A 19,983-nucleotide genomic window follows, 5' to 3' on the forward strand; every position below is an offset into this window, starting at 1 on the left:
AACGGCCAGCCCAACGCGCGCGGAACATAGTATCAAGACCTGCTGCCGTGCAACAGGCCAATCCTTTGGTGCGACAATTCCCCCACGCAGAGGAAGGTTGCACGCATCTCTATACTGTCATTGACACACTCAAGCCTCCGCGTCAAAACCGCCCGGCCTGCCAATTAAACGGATATCCCCATGACAAAGAAGATTGCCTTCCAAGGCGAAAATGGCGCCTTCAGCCACGCTGCGTCGGCTAATTTCTTTCCAGGAGAGGAATATCTGGGCTGTGTGACCTTCGAGGACACGCTCAATGCGGTCCAATCCGGCAAGGCAGATTATGCTGTCGTTCCGGTTGAAAACTCACTTTATGGCCGTATTACCGACATTCACCACCTGCTTCCGCTCAGTGGTCTGCACATTATTGGTGAGACCTATCTGCGCATTGAGATGAACCTGTTGGGCGTGCGCGGGTCCACCCTTGCTGACGTGAAAGCCGTTCAGTCGCTCTCCGTTGCGCTTGGTCAGTGCCGCAAATTTATTTCTGACCATGGCTTCCGCACGATTAATGCGGTCGATACGGCGGGCTCTGCACGCGAGATTGCGCAAAAGGGCGATAAGTCTGTGGCCGCTATTGCTTCGCGTTTTGCCGCCGAGACCTATGGTCTGGATGTGATCGCGAGCAATATCGAGGACGCGGAACACAACACGACGCGCTTCCTCGTGCTGTCGCCGACTGAAAAGCTGGCGTCGAACGAAGGCAAGGTGAAGACCACCTTTATCTTCCGTGTGCGCAACGTACCGGCGGCCCTCTATAAGGCCATGGGTGGATTTGCCACCAATGGCGTCAACATGACCAAGCTCGAGAGCTATATGGTCGGTGGGAATTTCCAGGCGACCCAGTTCTATGCCGACATCGAAGGCCATCCAGATGATCCTTCGGTTCAGCTCGCCCTTGAAGAACTCAACTTCTTTACCGACAAGTTCCGCATCTTGGGCGTCTATCCACAGGCTGAGCCGCGCTAAGTCGCGCTCTCCTGATTTGTCTTTGAAAATCCCCGCGTTTGCGGGGATTTTTGTTTCAATAAGGACGTCACGGGCTGGTATTGCCGTTGACACCTTCTTCCCCCCGGCTAATGGTCCCCATCAGAATTTCTTTAGGAGCCGCTATGTCGTTCGAAACGCTCGCCCAGACCATCGACGCCGCCTTTGACAACCGCGCCGAAATCAATTCGTCCACTAAAGGCGACGTTCGTGACGCGGTTGAAACTGCGCTGAACCTGCTCGACAGCGGTCAGGCCCGCGTTGCTGAGAAGGTCAACGGCGAGTGGGTCGTCAATCAGTGGCTGAAGCGCGCTGTACTGCTTTCCTTCCGTCTCAACGACAACGCCCCAATCTCCGGTGGCGCCAATGGCTCGACCTATTGGGACAAGGTTCCGACCAAGTTTGAAGGCTGGGACGAAAGCATGTGGCGCGCGTCGGGCTTCCGCGCTGTGCCGGGTGCCGTTGTTCGTCGTTCCGCACACATCGCGAAGAACGTAATTCTGATGCCGTCCTTCGTCAACCTCGGCGCTTTCGTGGATGAAGGCACCATGGTCGATACATGGGCAACCGTTGGGTCCTGCGCGCAGATCGGTAAGAACGTTCACCTCTCCGGTGGCGTTGGTATCGGTGGCGTGCTGGAGCCGCTGCAGGCTGGCCCGACCATCATCGAAGACAATTGCTTTATCGGCGCGCGCTCGGAAGTCGTTGAAGGCGTGATCGTTGGTGAAGGCTCGGTCATTTCGATGGGCGTCTTCATCGGTCAGTCGACCAAGATCGTTGATCGCGCCACCGGCGAAATCCACATCGGCAAGGTTCCTCCTTACTCCGTAGTGGTTTCCGGCTCCATGCCAGGCAAGCCATTCCCAGATGGCACCCCAGGCCCGAACCTTTACTGCGCGGTTATCGTCAAGACCGTTGACGCTCAGACCCGTTCCAAGACCGGCATCAACGAGCTGCTGCGCGACTAATCCGCGATCAAATTTGGGGCGCTGGCGGAGTTTTCGTCGGCGTCCTATCCTCACCTGTCGGATCGATTCCGATGTGGAGGGGAAATATGGACAGTTTGAAGTCCTTGCTGTTGACCACAGACGGGCGCATTTCGCGCAAACAGTGGTGGATCGGCGTATTGTGCCTGTTCGTTGTCTCGATTGTCGCATCATTAGTTTTGGGAATTTTGGCTGGAGGCAACACCACTGCCGTGGCCTGGTTCGCTGTGCTGATCAATCTTGCCTTGCTCTACCCGACTTATTGCATTGGCCTAAAACGCCGTCACGATCGCAATAACGACGGGAAAGATGTTCTCATTCTTCTCGGGGGCAGCGTCGTCATCAATCTTTTGCAAGCCAGCGCCATTGGAGCGACCGCCATCACAGAAAATGGGCTGACCTATATGGTCCCCCCAATGTGGATGAGTGTCCTCGTTCTCGTTTTTGCGGTTTTTGCGATCTACATGTTCATCCAGCTCGGTTTTCTAAAGGGCTCCCACGGCACCAATAATTATGGCGCTGATCCGGTGAATGCTGCAGCGTGAAATAGCGTCTGGCATTGTCAAATCTCGAAGTGGTCGGTACCCATTGGGTATGACCACTTCTTACGCCCAATCGCTTCTTCATGCCCTCGTGTCCTGCCCTTCGGTAACGCCGACAGAAGCAGGCGTTCTTGATTTGCTGGACGCTGAGCTGACCAAGCTCGGCTTCACGGTAACGCGCCTCAAATTTGAGGGCGACGGCTCCTATCCCGTCGACAATATTTTTGCGACGCGCGGTACGGCTGGCCGGACATTGCTTTTTGGTGGTCACACCGATGTGGTGCCGCCGGGCGATTTGGCTTTCTGGACCTCTGATCCATTTGTGCCCCGCCTTGCCGAGGGCAAAATGTTTGGCCGTGGCACTGCGGATATGAAGTCCGGTGTTGCAGCCTTTGTTGCTGCTTGCGCGACAATCCCGGCGGATGCGGGGATCATCCAGCTCGCCATTACCAATGACGAAGAAGCCGACAGCATCAACGGCACCGAGAAGATTTGCCGCTGGATGGCGGATAACGGTCACCGCTTCGATTTCGCCATTGTCGGTGAGCCGAGCTCCACCGAAACCTTGGGCGATAGCATCAAGATCGGTCGTCGCGGCTCGTTCTCGGGCAAGATCACCGTCACCGGCACGCAGGGCCACGTTGCCTATCCGCATAAGGCCAACAATCCGCTGCCGGTGCTGGCCGCTGTGACGACTGCCATTTCAGCAACCAAGCTCGATGAGGCGACGGAGCACTTCCCGGCTTCGAACCTCGAAGTAACGACAATCGACGTCGGCAACCCGACATCCAATGTCATTCCGATGAGCGGCTCGCTCCGCTTTAATATCCGCTACAACGATCTGTGGACGCCGGAAAAGCTCGCTCTTTGGATCAAGGAGCGCATTGCATCCGTCGACGCCAAGGGCACCAGAATCGACTTTGACATTGTCGGCACGCCGTCGCGGTCGTTCCTTTCGCCTTTGAGTGATGACGTCCAGACGCTGACATCCGTCCTGTCCGAGCGGTCCGGCAAGGTGACTGAGCTGTCCACTGGCGGTGGCACGTCTGATGCACGCTTTATCGCCGACTATGGTCCGGTGGTGGAATGTGGTCTCGTTGGCCCTTCAATGCACAAGGCAGACGAGCATATCGCGCTGGCTGACCTCGAGGGGCTGACAGAAATTTACGCCGAGTTCATGACCCGTTTCTTCGCGAGCTCCTCACGATGAGAACTATTGCGGCACTGCGCTACGCTTTTGCAGGCTGGAAGCTGATCCTGCGCAACAAACGCGAAGGGCTGGAGCAGTTCCAACTCTCTGCCGCAGGGCTGTTCACAGCGATCGTGCTGTTTTACGCGGTTGTGTTTCTCGTCGTCATGCTGGCCTCGATGCAAATGGGTGTGCCGACGCCAGAGAGTTTTATCGAGATATTCTTTATCCAGACCATATGGTTGGCGGCCTTGCTGATCGGAGTGTGGAGCACGCGCTTTGCCGTTTCCGGGCCAATCTGGCGCCCGGATATTTATGTCCCGGGCGTTTATGCGCTGATCTTCTACCTCTTCGTGGGCACGGTTGTGACCATGATTAGCCCGGCTCTCATGCCCATTCTTTGGCTTGGGCTGGCCTATATGCTCTACGCTTTGGGGCGTGTCGGGGCAGGATTTCAGCGCGGCGTTTCAGCCGCATTTGCAATCCTAACAGTTGTGCTCCTTGTCGGGGTGCCTCAGACACTCTACATGCTTGCTGCGTCCACCCTTTCTGCTGTCTGACGAGTTGAACCGCATTGGCCCAGTCGTTCCCGAGTTTTTTCGCCGAAGCCGCTAGTGCCGCAAAAGGGACATGGGCCCTTGTTTTGGGTCGGCGCGACGCCGCGCAATACTATGACTTCTCGACCAAAGGTCTCGTCGGCAGCCTGATTGCCGTGCTGCTGGCCATGATTCTGGCTGGGTTTGGCCCGATGCTGCTGGGCTTTAGCACTCCGGCAGGCGCACCGACGCAAACCGTGGTGATGAACCTAGCGCTGTTTGGCGCACAGGCGCTAACGGCCTCGATGGTCCTGCGTCAGATCAAGCGCCAAGACGCATTTATTCCGTACCTTGTTGCCAGCAATTGGATCACGCTGGTCTCGGGGGCGCTGTTGTTGGTTTCGGTCTTGTTCAACGAGGCCGGACTAATTGTCCTGCTCGCGGTGGCCATCGCGGCGATTGTGACGTTCGTCAACATTGGCCGACACATCATGACCCTGCGCGGCTGGCAGATTGCTCTGCTGTTTATTTCGCAGGCGGTGGGTGTGTTTCTGGCAATGGGCGTTGTCGCCCTAGTGCTGCCCGTCCAAACCGCCGGCTAATCAGTAGTCAACGCCGACAAAGTAGAGACCCGTTGATGGTGCCATGGCGCCGCAGCGGGTGCGGTCGGCTGCGTCAAGCGCCGCACGGAAATCCGCAGGCGTCCACTTGCCTTCGCCCACCATTTTGAGCGAACCCACCATCGAGCGGACCTGATGGTGCAGGAAACTGCGGGCGCTCGCCGTTACCGAGATATATTCGTCATCGCCCGTGACGTTGAGCTCATCGAGGGAGCGCATGGGCGATTTTGCCTGACACTCGGACGAGCGGAAGGTGGTGAAATCGTGAAGGCCCAAAATGAGTTGGGCCGCTTCGTGCATCGTGGCGACATCAAGCGGCTTGGGCACATGCCAAACCTGATTGAGCTCCAGCGCCGGAGGCGCGCGGCGCGTGAGGATGCGATATTCGTAGTGGCGGGCTTTGGCCGAAAACCGTGCCTCGAACGTGTCCGGAACAGCTTCGCACTCAACGATCACCACACGATGCTTGCGCATGTGATAGTTCATAGCCTCGCGAATACGGAACGGATCCCATTCCTTCGACAGATTGATATGGGCGACCTGACCAAGGGCGTGCACACCGGCATCAGTGCGCCCAGCGGCTTGGCTGTTGACGGTTTCGCCTGAGAATTTCAGGACAGCTTCTTCCAGCACTTGCTGAACGCTGATCTGGTTCTTCTGACGCTGCCAGCCGTAAAAGGCGGTGCCGTCATATTCGATGGTGAACTTATAGCGTGGCATTAGCCGACCATCTCAGGGAGTGTGCCGGCTCCGCGCAGGAAGGTGGCGGCGTCCATAGCGCCCTTGCCTTCGCGCTGAACTTGCGTGAGGCGCACAGAGCCCTCGCTACAGGCAATAACGAGTTCTCCGCCAAGGAAGGCGCCCGGAGCGCCAGAAGCGGCCTCCAGCTGCGAGCGGAGGGCTTTTACGCGATAGCTCTTGCCGCCGAGGGTCATCTCAAACCAAGCGCCGGGGAAGGGCGAGAGACCACGAATGGTGTTGTGGACCGCTTCCGCCGATTGGGTGAAATCGAGCTTGGCTTCAGCCTTGTCGATCTTGGCGGCGTAGGTGACGCCTTCCGCTGGCTGAGGCGAAAAATCGAGGCTGCCGCGTTCAAGCGCAGCCAGTGCGCGCCCCATAAGGTCAGCGCCGACACGCATCATATTGTCGTGCAGCTCGCCCGCCGTCATGGTCGGGGTGATGGGGATGATCTCGGTGGGGCCCATGCCACCAGTATCGAGGCCTTCGTCCATCTGCATGACAACAATGCCAGTTTGCTTGTCGCCCGACATGATAGCGCGCTGCATTGGCGCAGCGCCGCGCCAGCGTGGCAGGAGGGAGCCGTGAAGGTTCAAGCAGCCGTATTCCGGCGCTTCCAGAACCGCTTTGGGCAGCAGCAGACCATAGGCCACAACAATTGCGACCTCCGCCTCTAGGGACGCGAAAGTGGCTTGTTCTTCTTCGCTTTTCAGCGACTTCGGCGTGAAGACCGGAATGCCAAAGGCTTCAGCGGCCTCGTGAACCGGGCTTTTGCGTTCGGCCTGGCCACGGCCCGCGGGCTTTGGTGCGCGCGTGTAAACGGCGACAACCTCATGACCCGCCGAAACAATTTCGGTCAGCGTTGGGACAGAAAATTCGGGCGTGCCCATGAAAACGATACGCATGGCCAAGTGCCTCTTTTAATATTGTCCCAACGGAAAAGGAGAGGGGCCGGAGCCCCTCAATCCAAATTGGCTTAGCGCGCAGAAAGGCGGGCTTGCTTGTCGAACTTCTTGATGACGCGATCGCGCTTCAAGCGGCTCAGATAGTCGATGTAAAGAACGCCATCGAGGTGGTCGAGTTCGTGCTGAATGCAGACGGCCAGCTTGCCATCGGCATCGACAGTGATCTCTTCGCCTTCAAGATTGGTGTACTTAACCGTCACCGTGCTGGGGCGTTCTACTTCGTAGTAGAGTTCAGGGATCGAGAGGCACCCCTCTTCAGTGACCTGAATTTCCTCACCAAATTGGGTGATCTCTGGGTTGATCATGACGTGGGGCGCAGGCTCATCGCCTTCGTTGGCCACGTCGATCACAACGATACGCTTCATGACGCCGATCTGCGGCGCGGCCAAGCCAATGCCTGGCGCGGCATACATGGTTTCCAGCATGTCTGCTGCCAGCGTTTTGATCTCGTCATCGATCTCAACGATCGGGTCGCAAACAGCGCGCAGGCGCGCATCGGGAATGATCAAAATGGGGCGGATAGCCATGGCAGAAGGTCCGGCAATGGAAGGATTGTCATGGATATGGCGATTTCCGGGCTCTTGGTCAACCTTAGTGGTGTCACACGAGAACATTTTGCGAACGGAAGAATCGGATTAGGATTGCTCCATGAGCGATCTCGACCAAACTCTTTTTACTCTCGGCAGCTTGCCGATTTCCATTGGCGTCACCCTTGTGGGCGTGTTGGCGCTGGCGCTGTTGATTGCGCTTATTGCTGTGATGTCCAGCAATCGTGGCACCCTAGAGCGCGCCGAAATGCAGGCAGCGCAGAATTTAGAGAGCGTACGCTCGGGGCTTAACGATCAGATTTTGCAGCGTGATTCCCGTTTGCGCGAAATCGAGGGGCAGCTCCAGCACGAGCGCGAGCGCGCGACCGAGCAGATGTTTTCCGAGCGGGATCGTGCGGCCGACATGCAGGCGGAACTGGCGGCAATGCGCACGCGGCTTGATGAACAGGCCCGTAATCACGCCACGGAGCTGAAGCGCTTCACCGAAGCCCGCCAGCAGATGACGGATGAATTCAAGGCCATCGCGGGTGACGTCATGCGCACCCATAGCGAGACCTTTACCAAGCAGAATCGCGAACAGGTCGATGTCCTCCTGAAACCCCTTCATGAGAAAATAACTGAATTCCATCAAGGACTTATAAGGGATCGCTCGGCAATGTCCGAGCAGATTCGGGCTCTGTCGGAGAGCAATCTCCAGATCACCACCGAAGCGCAGAACCTGACGCGTGCGCTTAAGGGCAGTTCGCAGACGCAAGGCGCATGGGGGGAAATGATCCTCTCCACCATTCTTGAACAGTCCGGCCTGCGCGAGGGTGAGCAATATTTCACCCAACAGAGCCACACGAGTGAGGACAATCAGCGCCTGCGCACAGACGTCGAAATCCGCATGCCCAATGGCGATGTGCTGGTGATCGATAGCAAGGTGTCCCTCACTGCTTTTGAATCCTTCGTCAACTCACCCGAAGACGAGCGAGAAACATACCTCCGAGCGCATATCCATTCGGTCCGGACGCACATTACCACGCTGGGCGACAAGGGGTATAACCGGGCCGCAAAGTCTAGTCTGGACTACGTAATGATGTTTGTGCCGATTGAATCGGCGCTGGCGACGGCCATTCAGCACGACGCCAAATTGGTCGAGTTTGGCATGTCGAAGGGCGTCATGCTGACGACCCCGACAACGTTGATGACCGTGTTGCGCACGGTGCGCAATGTTTGGGATATCGAAAAACGCCACCAGAACGCCGAGGAAATCGCTGAACGCGCTGGCAAACTCTATGAAAAGGTTGCCGGATTCCTCTCGAGCATGGATCAGGTTGAAAAGGGCCTCAACACCGCACAAGCCAATTTCGCCAAGGCCAAGGACCAGCTGTCGTCCGGTCGCGGCAATGTCGTTCGGCAGATCGAGCAGTTGCGGGATTTGGGAGCAAAGACCAGCAAATCGCTTCCCCCTGGGTGGGAAGGACGGGACGACGATGCTCCCGTTCTGAGGTTGGTCAACGACGAACCTCTTGATTTGAATTAAGGTTTGGGCCCCGTCGAAAGCGGGGCCTTTACCTATCACATTTGAGAATAGCGACGAACCACGGACCGCTATGATCCGTTCCTAGCCGACAGCACACGCTGAATGGGAGAAGGAAATGGTACGTCAGCACGATAACCCTGGTCACCTCCTGCCGCAGGACGTGATGGAAGATGGCACCGATCAGCCGGGGATTGCCCACCCTTATAGCCAGAATGAAATCGACGATTTGCTTTATGGATCAGATCGTTCGGTCGAAGAGCGGGTCGAGCGGCTGCGCGAAATTCGCGATGAAATGGCGATGCGCGAAAGCGGCGATTTTGGTGGCGGTGATCCACAGTCGCTGGTTGATGAACTCGATAGCGCCATTTCGGCGCTGACCGGCGATTTGGAAGATGCGGAGGACTATCCGGATATCACTGGCGCTGTCTCATCAGACCCGGCCGATCATCTCGATGCTCTATCGCCCGACGATGTCGATGCGCGAGACGCGTTGATCGGCGAAGAAGAGCTTTATGGCGACGACGATGGGCCGGTCGATGACGAGCACAGTTGGAATGGGTCGGACGAATTCCGTCCCCATATCTGATTGAAATCGCTCAGATTTCGGTGCGAGCGCGCAACGCCTGGCTGAGCGTGCCTTCGTCAAGATAATCCAGCTCGCCACCGATAGGCACGCCGTGGGCGAGGCGGGTGATGCGAATGCCTGTGTTGAGCAGGTGATCGGTGATGTAGTGGGCTGTGGTTTGGCCTTCGACGGTCGCATTCATGGCCAGCACCATCTCGGAATATTCCGGTGCGCGGGCGATGAGGGCGTCGAGATTGAGGTCTTCCGGGCCAACGCCATCCAGCGCCGAGAGCACACCACCGAGGACGTGATAGCGAACCTGCCCAACGCCTGCGCGTTCCAGCGCCCAGAGGTCGCCAACATCTTGCACGACAATCAAAATCCCGCTTTGACCGCGCTTGGGGTCAGAGCAAATTGTGCAGGGGGATTTGGTATCGACATTGCCGCAAACCTCGCAGGTGCAGACGGCTGCGACAGCACGATCAAGTGCTGCTGACAACGGGATCATCAGCTGTTCTTTTTTCTTGATCATCTGCAAAACGGCGCGGCGGGCCGAACGCGGTCCCAACCCCGGCAGACGTGCCAAGAGCAGAATAAGTTGCTCAATTTCCGGTCCGCCGGTGGTTGCCATTTATGGGCCTTTTTGGGGCATCTGGCTGGCACTTATGGGCCCGACGAGGGGCGCAAGGCTGGCGCAGTGGGGCCAATGATGGCCCGAGAACAATTGAGACCTAGAACGGCAGCTTCATGCCTGGAGGCAGGGGCAGGCCAGCGGTGACTTCAGCCATTTTGCGCTGGCTTTCCGCTTCGCTCTTGCCGCGCGCATCGTTGAACGCCGCCAACACGAGGTCTTCGAGAACTTCCACTTCCGCAGGATTGGCCAGCGATGGGTCGATCTTGATCGACTTCATCTCGCCCTTGCCCGAAAGAGCAACGGTGACCATGCCGCCGCCGGCGCGACCTTCGACAACCAGCTCAGCGAGCTCGTTCTGCATGGTTTCCATCTTGGCCTTCATTTCACTGGCGGCCTTCATCATTCCCATGATGTCTTTCATTCGTCGTCCTCTTCGAGTGGGGCTTGCGCTACTTCTTCTTCTGCAACGACGGCGTCTTCACGCACGGTCACGTTCACAAGTTTTGCGCCCGGAAATGCTTCAAAGATCGCTTTGACCACCGGGTCGTCATGCGCCTCGGCGGTTGCGGCGTCTTTTTTCTTCTGAACTTCTTGCCGGATGGTCAGACCTTCCGGCGCCTTGGTCGAAACCATGACCAGCCAACGCTGGCCGGTCCATGTCTGCAAACGGGCAGACAATGTACCGATAATCGCTGGGTCTGCGCCCGGTTCCAAAGCGACCTCGATGCGGCCTTGTTCAAAGGACACGGGACGCATCTGGCTTTCGAGCGCGAGCTTGGTCAGCACATCGCGCTTTGCCGAGGCCAAGGAGATAATATCACGATAGCTCGAGATGGTAGCAAAGGCCGGTGCGACTTCAGCACGCGGTTGCGTGGAAACTTGCGCCATAGGTTGCTGCGCGACCAGTTGCGGAGCATTGACGCGCATGGCGGTTGCGCCGCCGCCGCCAGAACCAGACGGGCCGCTCGGCAGGCGGGGCGGCATGGACTGACCGCCACCACCGTTACCGTTGCCAGCTGGGAAACCACCCTGCGTGATCTTGGCGATCACCTCATCGGGGCTTGGCAGGTCTGCGGCGTAAGCGAGGCGAATGAGGGTCATCTCAGCCGCTTGCAAAGCATTGCCCGCGCGGCCGGTTTCCTCATTACCCTTAAAGAGGATCTGCCAAGCGCGGGTGAGGGCGCGCATGGTGAGACGGGAGGCAAGGTCTTGGCCGCGATTGCGCTCGTCCGGCGTCAGTGAGGCGTCTTCGCCTGCGGCGGGGACGACTTTGATGCGGGTGACGAGATGGGTGAACTCAGCCAAGTCCGAGAGCATGGTCTGCGGATCGGCGCCGAGATCATAAAGCTCACGCAGAGTGGTGAGGGCTTCACCAATCCGACCGCCCATCAAATCTTCGAAGAGATCAATGATGCGAGCGCGGTCGCCAAGGCCAAGCATGGCCTTAACTGTTGAGGAGGTGACTGTGCCATTGCCGTGGGCGATCGCCTGATCGAGCAGGGAAAGACTATCACGGGCCGAGCCTTCGCCGGCGCGCACGATCATAGCCAAAGCGTCAGTTTCGAAACTGATGCCTTCCTTATCGAGAATAGTCTCGAGATAGTCGGACATGATCTCCGCCGGAATGCGGCGCAGATCGAAACGTTGGCAGCGCGACAGAATGGTGATCGGAACCTTGCGGATTTCCGTCGTCGCGAAAATGAATTTGACGTATGGCGGCGGCTCTTCGAGGGTTTTCAGCAGCCCGTTAAAGGCCGCTGTCGAGAGCATGTGCACTTCGTCGATGACGTAGACTTTGTAAGGCGCCGAGCTCGGACCGTATTTGACCGAGTCGATAATCTCACGAATGTCGCCAATGCCGGTATTAGAGGCCGCGTCCATTTCGATCACGTCGACATGGCGGCCTTCTATAATCGCGCGGCAGTGCACGCCCTCTTTGCTGAGGTCAAGCTGGGGGTGGCGACCGTTCTCATCTTCAAAATTGAAGGCGCGGGCCAGAATACGCGCGGTTGTGGTTTTGCCCACGCCGCGCACACCCGTCATGATGAAGGCGTGGTGGATACGGTTTTGCGCAAAGGCATTGCCCAGCGTCTGCACCATCGCGTCTTGACCCACGAGGGTCGAGAAATCGGTGGGGCGATATTTGCGGGCGAGGACGAGGTAGGGCGAGGTCTTGGTTTCAGCCATTGAGCCCGTCCAATCGCATATCGGGGAATCTGCCTTGGTTCATTCTCTGAACATAGGACATGGAAAGCCATCCCGCAAAAGCCTCTTGGCCAATTGGGGACGAAAAAGCTCGATACGAACAGAGAAGTGAGTAGGAGGTTGGACATCGACCCGTGAGGATCTCACCTGGGCTGCTTCCTTCCGGACCTGACCCGATCGACGAGGAACACGTCCGCGCCAACCTCCCGAAGCGCTTTATGCGGAGTAATCGCGGAAGATGCAAGGGGTTGATCAACTTCGTCCCAAGCGGAAACCAATCGGTCGCAGCAGGGTTTAGATCGCACGAGCTTTGATAAGGCAGATGAATGCCCCCGCATATTGCGATTATTGGTACGGGCCCGACAGGGATTTATACATTCAAGCATTTGGTCGAGGCAGGCGGTGTGGGAGCCATCACGCTTTTTGAAAAGGGGCGGGAGGCCGGTGTCGGCATGCCCTATTCGCCACAGACGGCCGATCGCACCATGCTGGCCAATATCGCCAGTATCGAAATTCCTGCCATTGAGATGACCTATCTCGACTTTCTGAGGTCGCTGCCACACGAGGTCTTGCGCGATTATGGCGTTGATCCGGTTGCGCTTGATGATCGGGCGTTTACGCCACGCGTGTTGCTGGGGCGGTTCTTTCGCCACCAATTTCTGAAGCTCGTCGAGACGGCCGAGGACCGGGGCATTCTGGTGAGTGTTTCGGAAAACACGGAAATTATCGATGTCGAACGGGACGAGGGGCTGTTTTATCTCGTCGCGGGAGAGGGCCAAAGATTTGGGCCTTTTGAGCGGGTCGTGGTTGCGACAGGGCATGAGTTTGAGCCCGACGATGATCTTTCGGATGGTTATTTTCCGAACCCTTGGTCGGGTTTGTTGAGTGCTGACATTCCCGCCGTCCGCGTCGGCATTATGGGGACCTCACTGTCGTCCATTGATGCGGCCATGGCGGTGGTGACCCAGCACGGGCGTTTTATCCGGGATGAGGACGTGTTGCGCTTTGAGCTCAATGAGGGCTCGCCCCTGCGCATCACGCTGATGTCGCGCCATGGGATTTTGCCGGAGGCGGATTTTTATTGCCCCATTCCCTATGAGGATTTGCGGTTTTTGACCCCAGCTGCGCTGGAAGAATGTGCGCATAGCGAGCACGTGCTCGACGACGCCTTTGCCTTGTTTGCGCAGGAGCTGGGGGAGGCAGACCCGGGCTATGCAAGTGCGATTGGGCTGGTTGACCTGACGGCCGACAGTTTCGCTGACGCTTATTTTGCCCAACGTCTCGCGGCGGACCCGTTTCGCTGGGCGCGCGAAAACCTGGCTGAAGTGGAACGCAATAAGCAGAACCGCGTCACGGTGGCGTGGCGCTATGCGCTTTTACGGATGCACGAGAAAGTTGAGACGCTGGTGCCTGAGTTTTCGGAAGCTGAAGCCGAGCGGTTTGCTCAAGGGCTCAAGCGGGTCTTTATCGATAACTATGCGGCAGTGCCCTCGGAATCCATACGACGCCTTCTGGCGCTGCGGGATGCGGGGGTGTTGGAGGTGGTCGCTTTGGGCGAGGACTATCAGCTCGACCACGGCGAACACGGAACGACGATTGTAACCGACAGCGAGACGCTGGAGTTTGCGGTTTTCATCGATGCGCGCGGGCAAAAGGCGCTGGAAACCGGGCATCTGAAATTCCCGACGCTGCGCAAGGAATTGCTCGCGGCTGGGCAGGATGTTCCGCAGGTGGCGGAGGATTATTCGCTTCTGAGCCCGGTCAAGGATCATCGTCGGCTCTATCTCGCCGCGATCCCCTACTTGATGCACGAGCGGCCTTTTGCGCAGGGCATTGTGGTGTCCGACGACATTGGCGAGACTATTGCCAAGGCTATCGCGCAAAGCGCAGAGGCTGGCTTGGACAGTCAGAAACGCCGTCGGCCAGCCTATGCTGCACGTTAAGGCGCGGTGACGGGGAAATCGAAATAGGTGTCGGGGAAAGGTTCGTTGGCGAGCGTGTAGTGCCACCATTCTTCGGCATAGGGTTTGAAGCCGTGGCGTTCGAGCAAGGATTTGAGTTTGTCGCGGTTGGCGGTGGCAAGCGCTGAAATGCCCGATGCGCCGTGGTGGGACATCTCGTCAAAGCAATCATAGCCGGAGCCGAAGTCCAAAACACCATCGTCAAAGCGCTCTGGGAGGATGCAATCGACGAGGGGCTGCTCGGGCGTATAGGGCATGGATGGAGCGCCATCGAGCGACTGGATGGTGAGATCGACCGTGCTGCCGCGACTGTGGCCGGATTTTTCGGCGATATAGCCGAGGTCAAACAGCGTGGACTTCGCAACGCGCACATAAAATTCGCCTTGCATGGCCAGATCATCAATGTCGCGGGCCCAGTCGGCGAAATCGGCGACGGCCTGTGCCGGGCGATAGCAATCATAAACCCGGATGGCGAGGTTTTCGGTCGCCAGCTCGGTGGCGGCGGCTTTTAACGCAGCGGCGGCCTGTTGAGTGAGAATGCACTCGGGCGCGTGATAGCCGGTGATTGGGCGACCGACGAAGTTATGCGCGCCAGCATAACGCATGTCTTGAGCGATTTCGGGCGCATATTGGGAGAGGTAGACGAAGTCTTTTGGCAGTGCTTCGCCGGCAAAGGAAGACGTAGAGACAATGCTTGAGAGGAGGAAAAGAGAAATAGATTTTCGGTGCATTTGTATAATAATTCTCAGATATTATGTGCTTTGAATACCTTGCATGAACTCGGTTGAGCCTTCGGTAATAACGGGGTCTCTTTTGGCTTCAAAGCGCCTTGCTCATGCTGATTGACGCGTCTATCCACTCAGATTGTAGTCTGACGAACCCAAAGAGGAAATCTCTCTTGGCCAAACGCCGCCATCCGACGCCTTTACGCACCTCCAGCGAGGATATTGCAGCCTCGCGCAAGGCCCCCGATACCGCTCAAACGCGTAGTCCGACCTATCGTCTGGCCTTTGCCGACGACGAATTTATGACGTCTGAAGACACGCGGGGCATTCGCTTCCAACTGGAATACCTCAAGCCAGAATGGCGTCTGCGCGAACAGGGGATCAACTCCACCGTTGTCTTGTTCGGCGGGGCGCGTATTCCTGAGCCGGGCAAGCCAGCATGGGCCGCCAAGAACGAGTTGCAGAAGAAGAACCTTGAGGCCGCCTCGCGCTATTACGAGGAAGCGCGCCATTTTGCTCAGCTCGCGTCCAAGACCGCAGCAACGCTCGATTACAAGGAATTTGTGGTGACGACGGGCGGCGGTCCAGGTGTGATGGAGGCGGGCAACCGCGGCGCTGACGATGTTGGCGCACCCTCAATCGGGCTCAATATCGTTTTGCCGCATGAGCAAGCGCCGAACACCTATGTGACGCCAGAACTGGCGTTCAACTTCCACTATTTCGCCACGCGCAAAATTCACTTCCTGCTGCGCGCCAAGGCGGTGGCCGTGTTTCCCGGCGGGTTCGGGACGCTTGATGAGTTCTTTGAAACTCTGACGCTCATCCAGACCGGACGCATGGACAAAGTGCCTGTGCTGCTGTTCGGGCGCGAGTTTTGGACCAAGGTGATCAACCTTGAGGCCCTGGCCGAAGCCGGGACGATTTCGCCATCCGACCCAGACTTATTCACGGTGGTTGATACTGCCGAGGAGGGCTGGGCCGTCGTCTGCCAACACTACAATCTGCCTCAACCGACTTAAATCTCCTCCCCATCAGCACAGGACGCGCGCGTGGAAAAGTTTGATCTTGTCGTCATTGGTTCCGGTCCCGCAGGGCGTCGCGCTGCAATCCAAGCTGCAAAGCTCGGGCGCTCTGTGCTGGTGGTGGAAAATCGGCTGAGGTTGGGGGGCGTGTCCGTGCATACGGGCACTATTCCCTCCAAGACGCTGCGCGAGACGGTGCTCAACCTCTCCGGTTGGCGTGAGCGCGGCTTTTACGGCATGTCCTACCGCGTCAAGAAAGAGATCGACGGCAAAGATTTGACGGCGCGTCTGCGCAAAACGCTCGATTATGAAATCGAAGTGCTCGAGCATCAGTTCGCCCGCAATGGCGTGCGCACGTTCGGTGGTATCGCCCGGTTTGCCGATGAGCACACCATTGTGGTCACTGATCACGATGGCGAAGATCATCGTTATAATTTTGATTTTGCGGTGATTGCGGTGGGCACGGCCCCCTATCGACCGGCCAATATCGAATTTGATCACCACACCATTGTCGATAGTGACGCCATGGTCAGCGAAATTCGCGTGCCGCGCAGTCTCACTGTTGTCGGGGCCGGAGTGATCGGCATTGAATATGCCACGATTTTCTCAGCGCTCGATGTGCCTGTGACCATCGTCGAGCCGCGCGAAAACTTCTTGGACTTTATTGATCGCGAGATCATCGAAGAGTTTACCCATGACCTGCGCCAGCGCGGCGTCGCTATGCGTCTCGGTTCGCCTGTGACCAAGGTGGAAAAGGACAATATGGGGCAGGCGGTGGCAACGCTGGGCGACGGGCGACAAGTGCGCTCGGACATGTTGCTTTATGCAGCGGGGCGTGTCGGGGCGACGGCGGATCTGGGGCTTGAAAGCTGTGGCGTCGTGCCCGATAGCCGCGGGCGTCTGGCGGTTAATCCCGATACGCTGCAAACCCAGGTGCCTCATATTTATGCCGCGGGCGATGTCATTGGCTTTCCCGCGCTCGCTTCAACCTCGATGGAGCAGGGGCGGCTCGCGGCCTTGCACGCCTTTAAGGCGCAGGTGCCAAAAAAGCAGGAGAGTTTTCCCTATGGCATTTATGCCGTGCCAGAAATCTCAACGGTTGGGCTCACCGAAGCGCAGGTGCGCGAGCAAAAGATCCCTTATGAATGCGGCATAGCCCGTTTCCGAGAAACCTCGCGCGGCCACATCATGGGGCTGCAATCGGGCATGATGAAGCTCATTGTTTCGCTCGAAAATCGCAAGCTGTTGGGCGTTCATATTGTCGGCGAGGGGGCGACCGAGCTGATCCACATCGGGCAGGCGGTGATCAATCTGGGGGCTCCGCTCGATTATCTGGTGGAGGCCACCTTCAATTACCCGACGCTGGCGGAGGCCTATAAGATCGCCGCGCTGGATGCGTGGAACCGCATGCCACAAGTGGTGCCAGTTGCACCCGTGGCCGACAAGGCGACGCCAACACCTGAGGCCAATCCGGACAATGCCAATTAAGCGCCTCTAACGGCTAAACGAGGCGAAGGAGGGTGGCTTCAATCCAGCCGTCAATGTGACGGATTGGGCACATGTATACTTGTCCCTGCGACATTGTTGCCTAGGACACAATTTTTCGATACTCCATTGCGACTAGGCATGGGGCGACCCATGGCTCTGGGAGGGTAATTTCACGGAAACGCGGCAAGCGTTGGTGTGCAATTGTATGCACATTCGTGCCTCCCAGAAAGCCAAGCCTACGGCAAAAGACCAAGCGCCAAGACCGTGGACGCAAGGCTTATGGGAGTGAACTTCAATGGTTGATCAGGGTGCGGAGCACAAGCCGCACATCGTTGCGAAGGGCCTAATGTGGCTCTTCGCTGTTGTGCTGGGCGTCATCGGGCTGATCTATGTCGGCGCTGGTGCTTACCTCGCGAGCCTGGGTGGCTCGATTTATTACGTGGTCGCAGGCGCATTGTTCGTCGTCGCGGCCCATTATCTGTTCCACGGAAAGCGTCTCGGCGCGTGGATTTTCGGCGGCGCTCTTGCCCTTTCGGTCATTTGGGCCTTGTGGGAAGTGGGCTTTGATTGGTGGGCACTGATGCCACGCCTGCTGATCCCAGTTGCCTTTGGGATTTGGCTGCTGATGCCTTGGGCGCAGACCGCGCTTAAGGGCAAGCTGGGCTTTGCCGCCCGCGTTCCAGCGGGGGCCGCAGGCCTGATTGCTGCTGGTACTGTGGTTTCGGTTGGTCTTGGCGCAGGGCTCTTTGCTGTGAATGCGCCGAACCTGCCGCAGGACCCAAGGTTCCAGACCGGCATGGGGGCATTCCCTGTTGCAGCCAATGGTGGCGCGGCCTCCGGGCAGACTGGCGAAGACTGGCCATATTTTGGTGGCGATCAGGGCCAGCAGAAATATTCGCCGCTTGACCAGATCAACCTCTCGAACGTCTCCAAGCTGCAAGTGGCTTGGGAAATGCCGGTTGGTAAGCGTCCGGCCAACAACGCTATGCCGATCAAGATCGATGACACGATCTATATCTGTAATGGCAATAGCGAACTGTTCAGCCTCGATGCGCGCACTGGCGCTGAAAACTGGACTTTTGACGCCTCTGAAGGTCATGGCAGCACCTGCCGTGGCGTGACCTATTACAAGGCACCGGGCCTGACCGGAGAATGCGCTGAGCGTATTATCGCTGGCACCGGTTCTGCCAAGCTTGTGGCGCTTGACGCCAAGACCGGCGAGGCCTGTTCGGACTTCGGCAATGCCGGTTTTGTCGACCTGCTCGTTGGCATGGAAGACCATGAAGGCAAGATCATCGGCGGTTACTACAAGGTCACCTCCGCTCCGACCTTTGTGCGTGGCAAGGTGGTTGTTGGCGGTTGGGTGACTGACGGTCAGTACTGGGGCGAAGCCTCTGGTGTTATCCGCGCCTTTGACGCGGTAACGGGTGATATGTCCTGGGCTTGGGACATGGGTCGTCCGGATGAGCCGGGCCAGCCACCAAATGGCGAAAGCTTTACCGTTGCAACGCCGAACAGCTGGGCTCCGGCCGCAGCGGACGAAAAGCTCGGTCTTGTCTACCTGCCTACCGGCAATGCGACCCCAGACTTCTACGGCGCGCAGCGTCGTGAGTTTGACGACAAGTACAGCTCTTCGGTTGTGGCGCTCGACGCGACCACTGGCCGTGTTCAGTGGTCTTTCCAGACCAAGCATCACGACATTTGGGACCATGACATTGCGTCCCCACCGACACTGATCGATCTGCCAGATTCCAACGGCGCTCTGCGTCAGGCTCTGATTCAGGCGACCAAGGCTGGTGAAGTTTTCGTTCTTGATCGTAGGACCGGCGAGCCGATCTTTGACGTGACCGAAACGCCAATGCCGCAGACCGGCGGTGTGCCGGAAGAACGTATCTCCCCAACCCAGCCCTATTCCAACTCTCTGCCGTCCTTCCGTGGCGCAGATCTGACGGAAGCGGATATGTGGGGCGTATCGCCTTTCGATCAGCTCTACTGCCGCATCATGTTCAAGCAGGCGCGCTACGAAGGCAATAATACCCCTCCGGGTCTGACCCCTTCGATCCAGTCGCCGAGCACGTTTGGCTCGATCAACTGGGGCGGCGTCTCGGTTGATCCGATCAATGGCGTGATGTTGGTCAACAACAACCGTTTTGCCAGCTACATCAAGCTGCTCGACCGCGAAACGGCTGACGGGATGGGCATTGAGCCACAGGGCGAATGGGGTGACCCGCGCGAAGTGGGTGGCGTCGTAGCGCAGAAGTTCGTGCCTTACGCAGCTTTCCCACAGTTCTGGCTGACCGCGCTTGGCGTGCCGTGCATTGATCCGCCATATGGCTATATCAGTGCCGTTGACCTCAACACCGGCAAGCTGTTGTGGAGCAACACCTTTGGTTCGTCCAAGGGCCAGGGCGCCTTGGGCATCAAGGTGCCGTTTGAACTGCCAATGGGCACACCAACACACGGCGGCTCGATGATTACTGCTGGTGGTCTGGGCTTCATCTCGGCGGCTTCGGACAATATCTTCCGTGCCTATGATCTCAAGACCGGTGAAGTTGTTTGGCAGTATGAACTGCCAGCCGCTGGTGGCGCGCCAATCAGCTACACGCTGGATGGCGAACAATACATCACCATCATGGCCGGTGGTCAGGGTGCGATCCAATCGCGCTACTCGACCAAGATGGTCTCGTTCAAGCTGCCAAGCTAAGAAC

Annotated in this window: 19 protein-coding genes and 1 other RNA gene; 12 read left to right on the forward strand and 8 right to left on the reverse strand. The window is 57.8% G+C overall.

The genetic code is table 11. The annotated features are described in order from the left end of the window. Positions 1 to 180: 180 nt before the first annotated feature. From JHC09_RS15290 to JHC09_RS15315, 6 genes are all read left to right on the forward strand, one after another. On the forward strand, positions 181 to 1,008 hold the full coding sequence (locus tag JHC09_RS15290; protein WP_199532676.1) for a prephenate dehydratase: 828 nt from the start codon (positions 181 to 183) through the stop codon (positions 1,006 to 1,008). Between the two features lie 143 nt (positions 1,009 to 1,151). Further along, positions 1,152 to 1,994: a 2,3,4,5-tetrahydropyridine-2,6-dicarboxylate N-succinyltransferase gene (gene dapD, locus JHC09_RS15295; RefSeq protein WP_199532677.1), complete on the forward strand. Its 843-nt coding sequence runs from the start codon at positions 1,152 to 1,154 to the stop codon at positions 1,992 to 1,994. Positions 1,995 to 2,080: 86 nt separating this feature from the next. After that, positions 2,081 to 2,557 (forward strand): DUF805 domain-containing protein, encoded by a 477-nt coding sequence (locus tag JHC09_RS15300; RefSeq protein WP_169196612.1) that lies wholly within the window; start codon positions 2,081 to 2,083, stop codon positions 2,555 to 2,557. Positions 2,558 to 2,606: 49 nt separating this feature from the next. Further along, on the forward strand, positions 2,607 to 3,764 hold the full coding sequence (gene dapE, locus JHC09_RS15305; protein WP_199532678.1) for a succinyl-diaminopimelate desuccinylase: 1,158 nt from the start codon (positions 2,607 to 2,609) through the stop codon (positions 3,762 to 3,764). Continuing rightward, entirely contained in the window at positions 3,761 to 4,303 is a 543-nt protein-coding gene (locus JHC09_RS15310; RefSeq protein ID WP_169196614.1) for a hypothetical protein, read from the forward strand. Before dapE ends, JHC09_RS15310 begins: the two co-directional genes overlap by 4 nt. A gap of 14 nt (positions 4,304 to 4,317) precedes the next feature. Next, the gene (locus tag JHC09_RS15315) at positions 4,318 to 4,881 is read left to right on the forward strand and encodes a hypothetical protein (protein ID WP_199532679.1); all 564 of its coding nucleotides are present in this window, start codon (positions 4,318 to 4,320) and stop codon (positions 4,879 to 4,881) included. On the opposite strand, the gene truA is transcribed toward JHC09_RS15315, so the two are convergent. From truA to def, 3 genes are all read right to left on the reverse strand, one after another. Continuing rightward, positions 4,882 to 5,619 (reverse strand): tRNA pseudouridine(38-40) synthase TruA, encoded by a 738-nt coding sequence (gene truA / locus JHC09_RS15320; RefSeq protein WP_199532680.1) that lies wholly within the window; start codon positions 5,617 to 5,619, stop codon positions 4,882 to 4,884. Continuing rightward, positions 5,619 to 6,542 (reverse strand): methionyl-tRNA formyltransferase, encoded by a 924-nt coding sequence (gene fmt, locus JHC09_RS15325; protein ID WP_199532681.1) that lies wholly within the window; start codon positions 6,540 to 6,542, stop codon positions 5,619 to 5,621. Before fmt ends, truA begins: the two co-directional genes overlap by 1 nt. A gap of 71 nt (positions 6,543 to 6,613) precedes the next feature. Further along, a complete protein-coding gene (gene def / locus JHC09_RS15330; RefSeq protein WP_182394800.1) occupies positions 6,614 to 7,129 on the reverse strand; it encodes a peptide deformylase in 516 nt (171 codons plus the stop codon). 121 nt (positions 7,130 to 7,250) lie between these two features. Here def and rmuC point away from each other — a divergent pair, with 121 nt between their 5' ends. Further along, positions 7,251 to 8,675, forward strand: a complete 1,425-nt coding sequence (gene rmuC, locus JHC09_RS15335) for a DNA recombination protein RmuC (RefSeq protein WP_199532682.1) — start codon at positions 7,251 to 7,253, stop codon at positions 8,673 to 8,675. Positions 8,676 to 8,790: 115 nt separating this feature from the next. After that, positions 8,791 to 9,261, forward strand: a complete 471-nt coding sequence (locus JHC09_RS15340) for a hypothetical protein (protein ID WP_169196619.1) — start codon at positions 8,791 to 8,793, stop codon at positions 9,259 to 9,261. Between the two features lie 10 nt (positions 9,262 to 9,271). On the opposite strand, the gene recR is transcribed toward JHC09_RS15340, so the two are convergent. The 4 genes from recR to ffs form a co-directional block, all read right to left on the reverse strand. Next, positions 9,272 to 9,871 carry a recombination mediator RecR gene (gene recR / locus JHC09_RS15345; protein ID WP_199532683.1) on the reverse strand — a complete coding sequence of 200 codons (600 nt, stop codon included), beginning with the start codon at positions 9,869 to 9,871 and terminating at the stop codon, positions 9,272 to 9,274. 100 nt (positions 9,872 to 9,971) lie between these two features. Beyond that, the gene (locus tag JHC09_RS15350) at positions 9,972 to 10,295 is read right to left on the reverse strand and encodes a YbaB/EbfC family nucleoid-associated protein (protein WP_199532684.1); all 324 of its coding nucleotides are present in this window, start codon (positions 10,293 to 10,295) and stop codon (positions 9,972 to 9,974) included. Beyond that, positions 10,292 to 12,061 (reverse strand): DNA polymerase III subunit gamma/tau, encoded by a 1,770-nt coding sequence (locus JHC09_RS15355; protein ID WP_199532685.1) that lies wholly within the window; start codon positions 12,059 to 12,061, stop codon positions 10,292 to 10,294. The genes JHC09_RS15350 and JHC09_RS15355 overlap by 4 nt, the downstream gene beginning before the upstream one ends. A 128-nt stretch (positions 12,062 to 12,189) precedes the next feature. Beyond that, positions 12,190 to 12,288, reverse strand: an RNA gene (gene ffs / locus JHC09_RS15360) — signal recognition particle sRNA small type. A gap of 117 nt (positions 12,289 to 12,405) precedes the next feature. On the opposite strand from ffs, the gene JHC09_RS15365 reads away from it, so the two are divergent. Continuing rightward, the gene (locus JHC09_RS15365; protein ID WP_199532686.1) at positions 12,406 to 14,022 is read left to right on the forward strand and encodes an FAD/NAD(P)-binding protein; all 1,617 of its coding nucleotides are present in this window, start codon (positions 12,406 to 12,408) and stop codon (positions 14,020 to 14,022) included. Here JHC09_RS15365 and JHC09_RS15370 read toward each other — a convergent pair. Next, a complete protein-coding gene (locus JHC09_RS15370) occupies positions 14,019 to 14,771 on the reverse strand; it encodes a M15 family metallopeptidase (RefSeq protein WP_199532687.1) in 753 nt (250 codons plus the stop codon). The two genes, JHC09_RS15365 and JHC09_RS15370, sit on opposite strands and share 4 nt — an antisense overlap. A 167-nt stretch (positions 14,772 to 14,938) precedes the next feature. Here JHC09_RS15370 and JHC09_RS15375 point away from each other — a divergent pair, with 167 nt between their 5' ends. The 3 genes from JHC09_RS15375 (at position 14,939) to JHC09_RS15385 (ending at position 19,979) form a co-directional block, all read left to right on the forward strand. Beyond that, on the forward strand, positions 14,939 to 15,784 hold the full coding sequence (locus tag JHC09_RS15375; protein ID WP_248309044.1) for an LOG family protein: 846 nt from the start codon (positions 14,939 to 14,941) through the stop codon (positions 15,782 to 15,784). A 30-nt stretch (positions 15,785 to 15,814) separates the two neighbouring features. Beyond that, entirely contained in the window at positions 15,815 to 17,275 is a 1,461-nt protein-coding gene (gene sthA, locus JHC09_RS15380) for a Si-specific NAD(P)(+) transhydrogenase (RefSeq protein ID WP_199532689.1), read from the forward strand. A gap of 295 nt (positions 17,276 to 17,570) precedes the next feature. Next, positions 17,571 to 19,979, forward strand: coding sequence for a membrane-bound PQQ-dependent dehydrogenase, glucose/quinate/shikimate family (locus JHC09_RS15385; protein WP_199532690.1), 2,409 nt, complete (start codon positions 17,571 to 17,573; stop codon positions 19,977 to 19,979). The last annotated feature ends 4 nt before the right edge of the window (positions 19,980 to 19,983 follow it).

Source organism: Devosia sp. MC532, assembly GCF_016461625.1.
Classification (GTDB): Bacteria; Pseudomonadota; Alphaproteobacteria; order Rhizobiales; family Devosiaceae; genus Devosia.

Coding starts and splice junctions, on each gene's coding strand:
- fmt (WP_199532681.1), bottom strand. CDS start 6,542: ATGCGTATCGTTTTCATGGGCACGCCCGAATTTTCTGTCCCAACGCTG.
- dapD (WP_199532677.1), top strand. CDS start 1,152: ATGTCGTTCGAAACGCTCGCCCAGACCATCGACGCCGCCTTTGACAAC.
- rmuC (WP_199532682.1), top strand. CDS start 7,251: ATGAGCGATCTCGACCAAACTCTTTTTACTCTCGGCAGCTTGCCGATT.
- def (WP_182394800.1), bottom strand. CDS start 7,129: ATGGCTATCCGCCCCATTTTGATCATTCCCGATGCGCGCCTGCGCGCT.
- JHC09_RS15310 (WP_169196614.1), top strand. CDS start 3,761: ATGAGAACTATTGCGGCACTGCGCTACGCTTTTGCAGGCTGGAAGCTG.
- JHC09_RS15355 (WP_199532685.1), bottom strand. CDS start 12,061: ATGGCTGAAACCAAGACCTCGCCCTACCTCGTCCTCGCCCGCAAATAT.
- JHC09_RS15365 (WP_199532686.1), top strand. CDS start 12,406: ATGCCCCCGCATATTGCGATTATTGGTACGGGCCCGACAGGGATTTAT.
- recR (WP_199532683.1), bottom strand. CDS start 9,871: ATGGCAACCACCGGCGGACCGGAAATTGAGCAACTTATTCTGCTCTTG.
- JHC09_RS15300 (WP_169196612.1), top strand. CDS start 2,081: ATGGACAGTTTGAAGTCCTTGCTGTTGACCACAGACGGGCGCATTTCG.
- JHC09_RS15350 (WP_199532684.1), bottom strand. CDS start 10,295: ATGAAAGACATCATGGGAATGATGAAGGCCGCCAGTGAAATGAAGGCC.
- JHC09_RS15340 (WP_169196619.1), top strand. CDS start 8,791: ATGGTACGTCAGCACGATAACCCTGGTCACCTCCTGCCGCAGGACGTG.
- JHC09_RS15370 (WP_199532687.1), bottom strand. CDS start 14,771: ATGCACCGAAAATCTATTTCTCTTTTCCTCCTCTCAAGCATTGTCTCT.
- JHC09_RS15385 (WP_199532690.1), top strand. CDS start 17,571: ATGGTTGATCAGGGTGCGGAGCACAAGCCGCACATCGTTGCGAAGGGC.
- truA (WP_199532680.1), bottom strand. CDS start 5,619: ATGCCACGCTATAAGTTCACCATCGAATATGACGGCACCGCCTTTTAC.
- dapE (WP_199532678.1), top strand. CDS start 2,607: ATGACCACTTCTTACGCCCAATCGCTTCTTCATGCCCTCGTGTCCTGC.
- JHC09_RS15290 (WP_199532676.1), top strand. CDS start 181: ATGACAAAGAAGATTGCCTTCCAAGGCGAAAATGGCGCCTTCAGCCAC.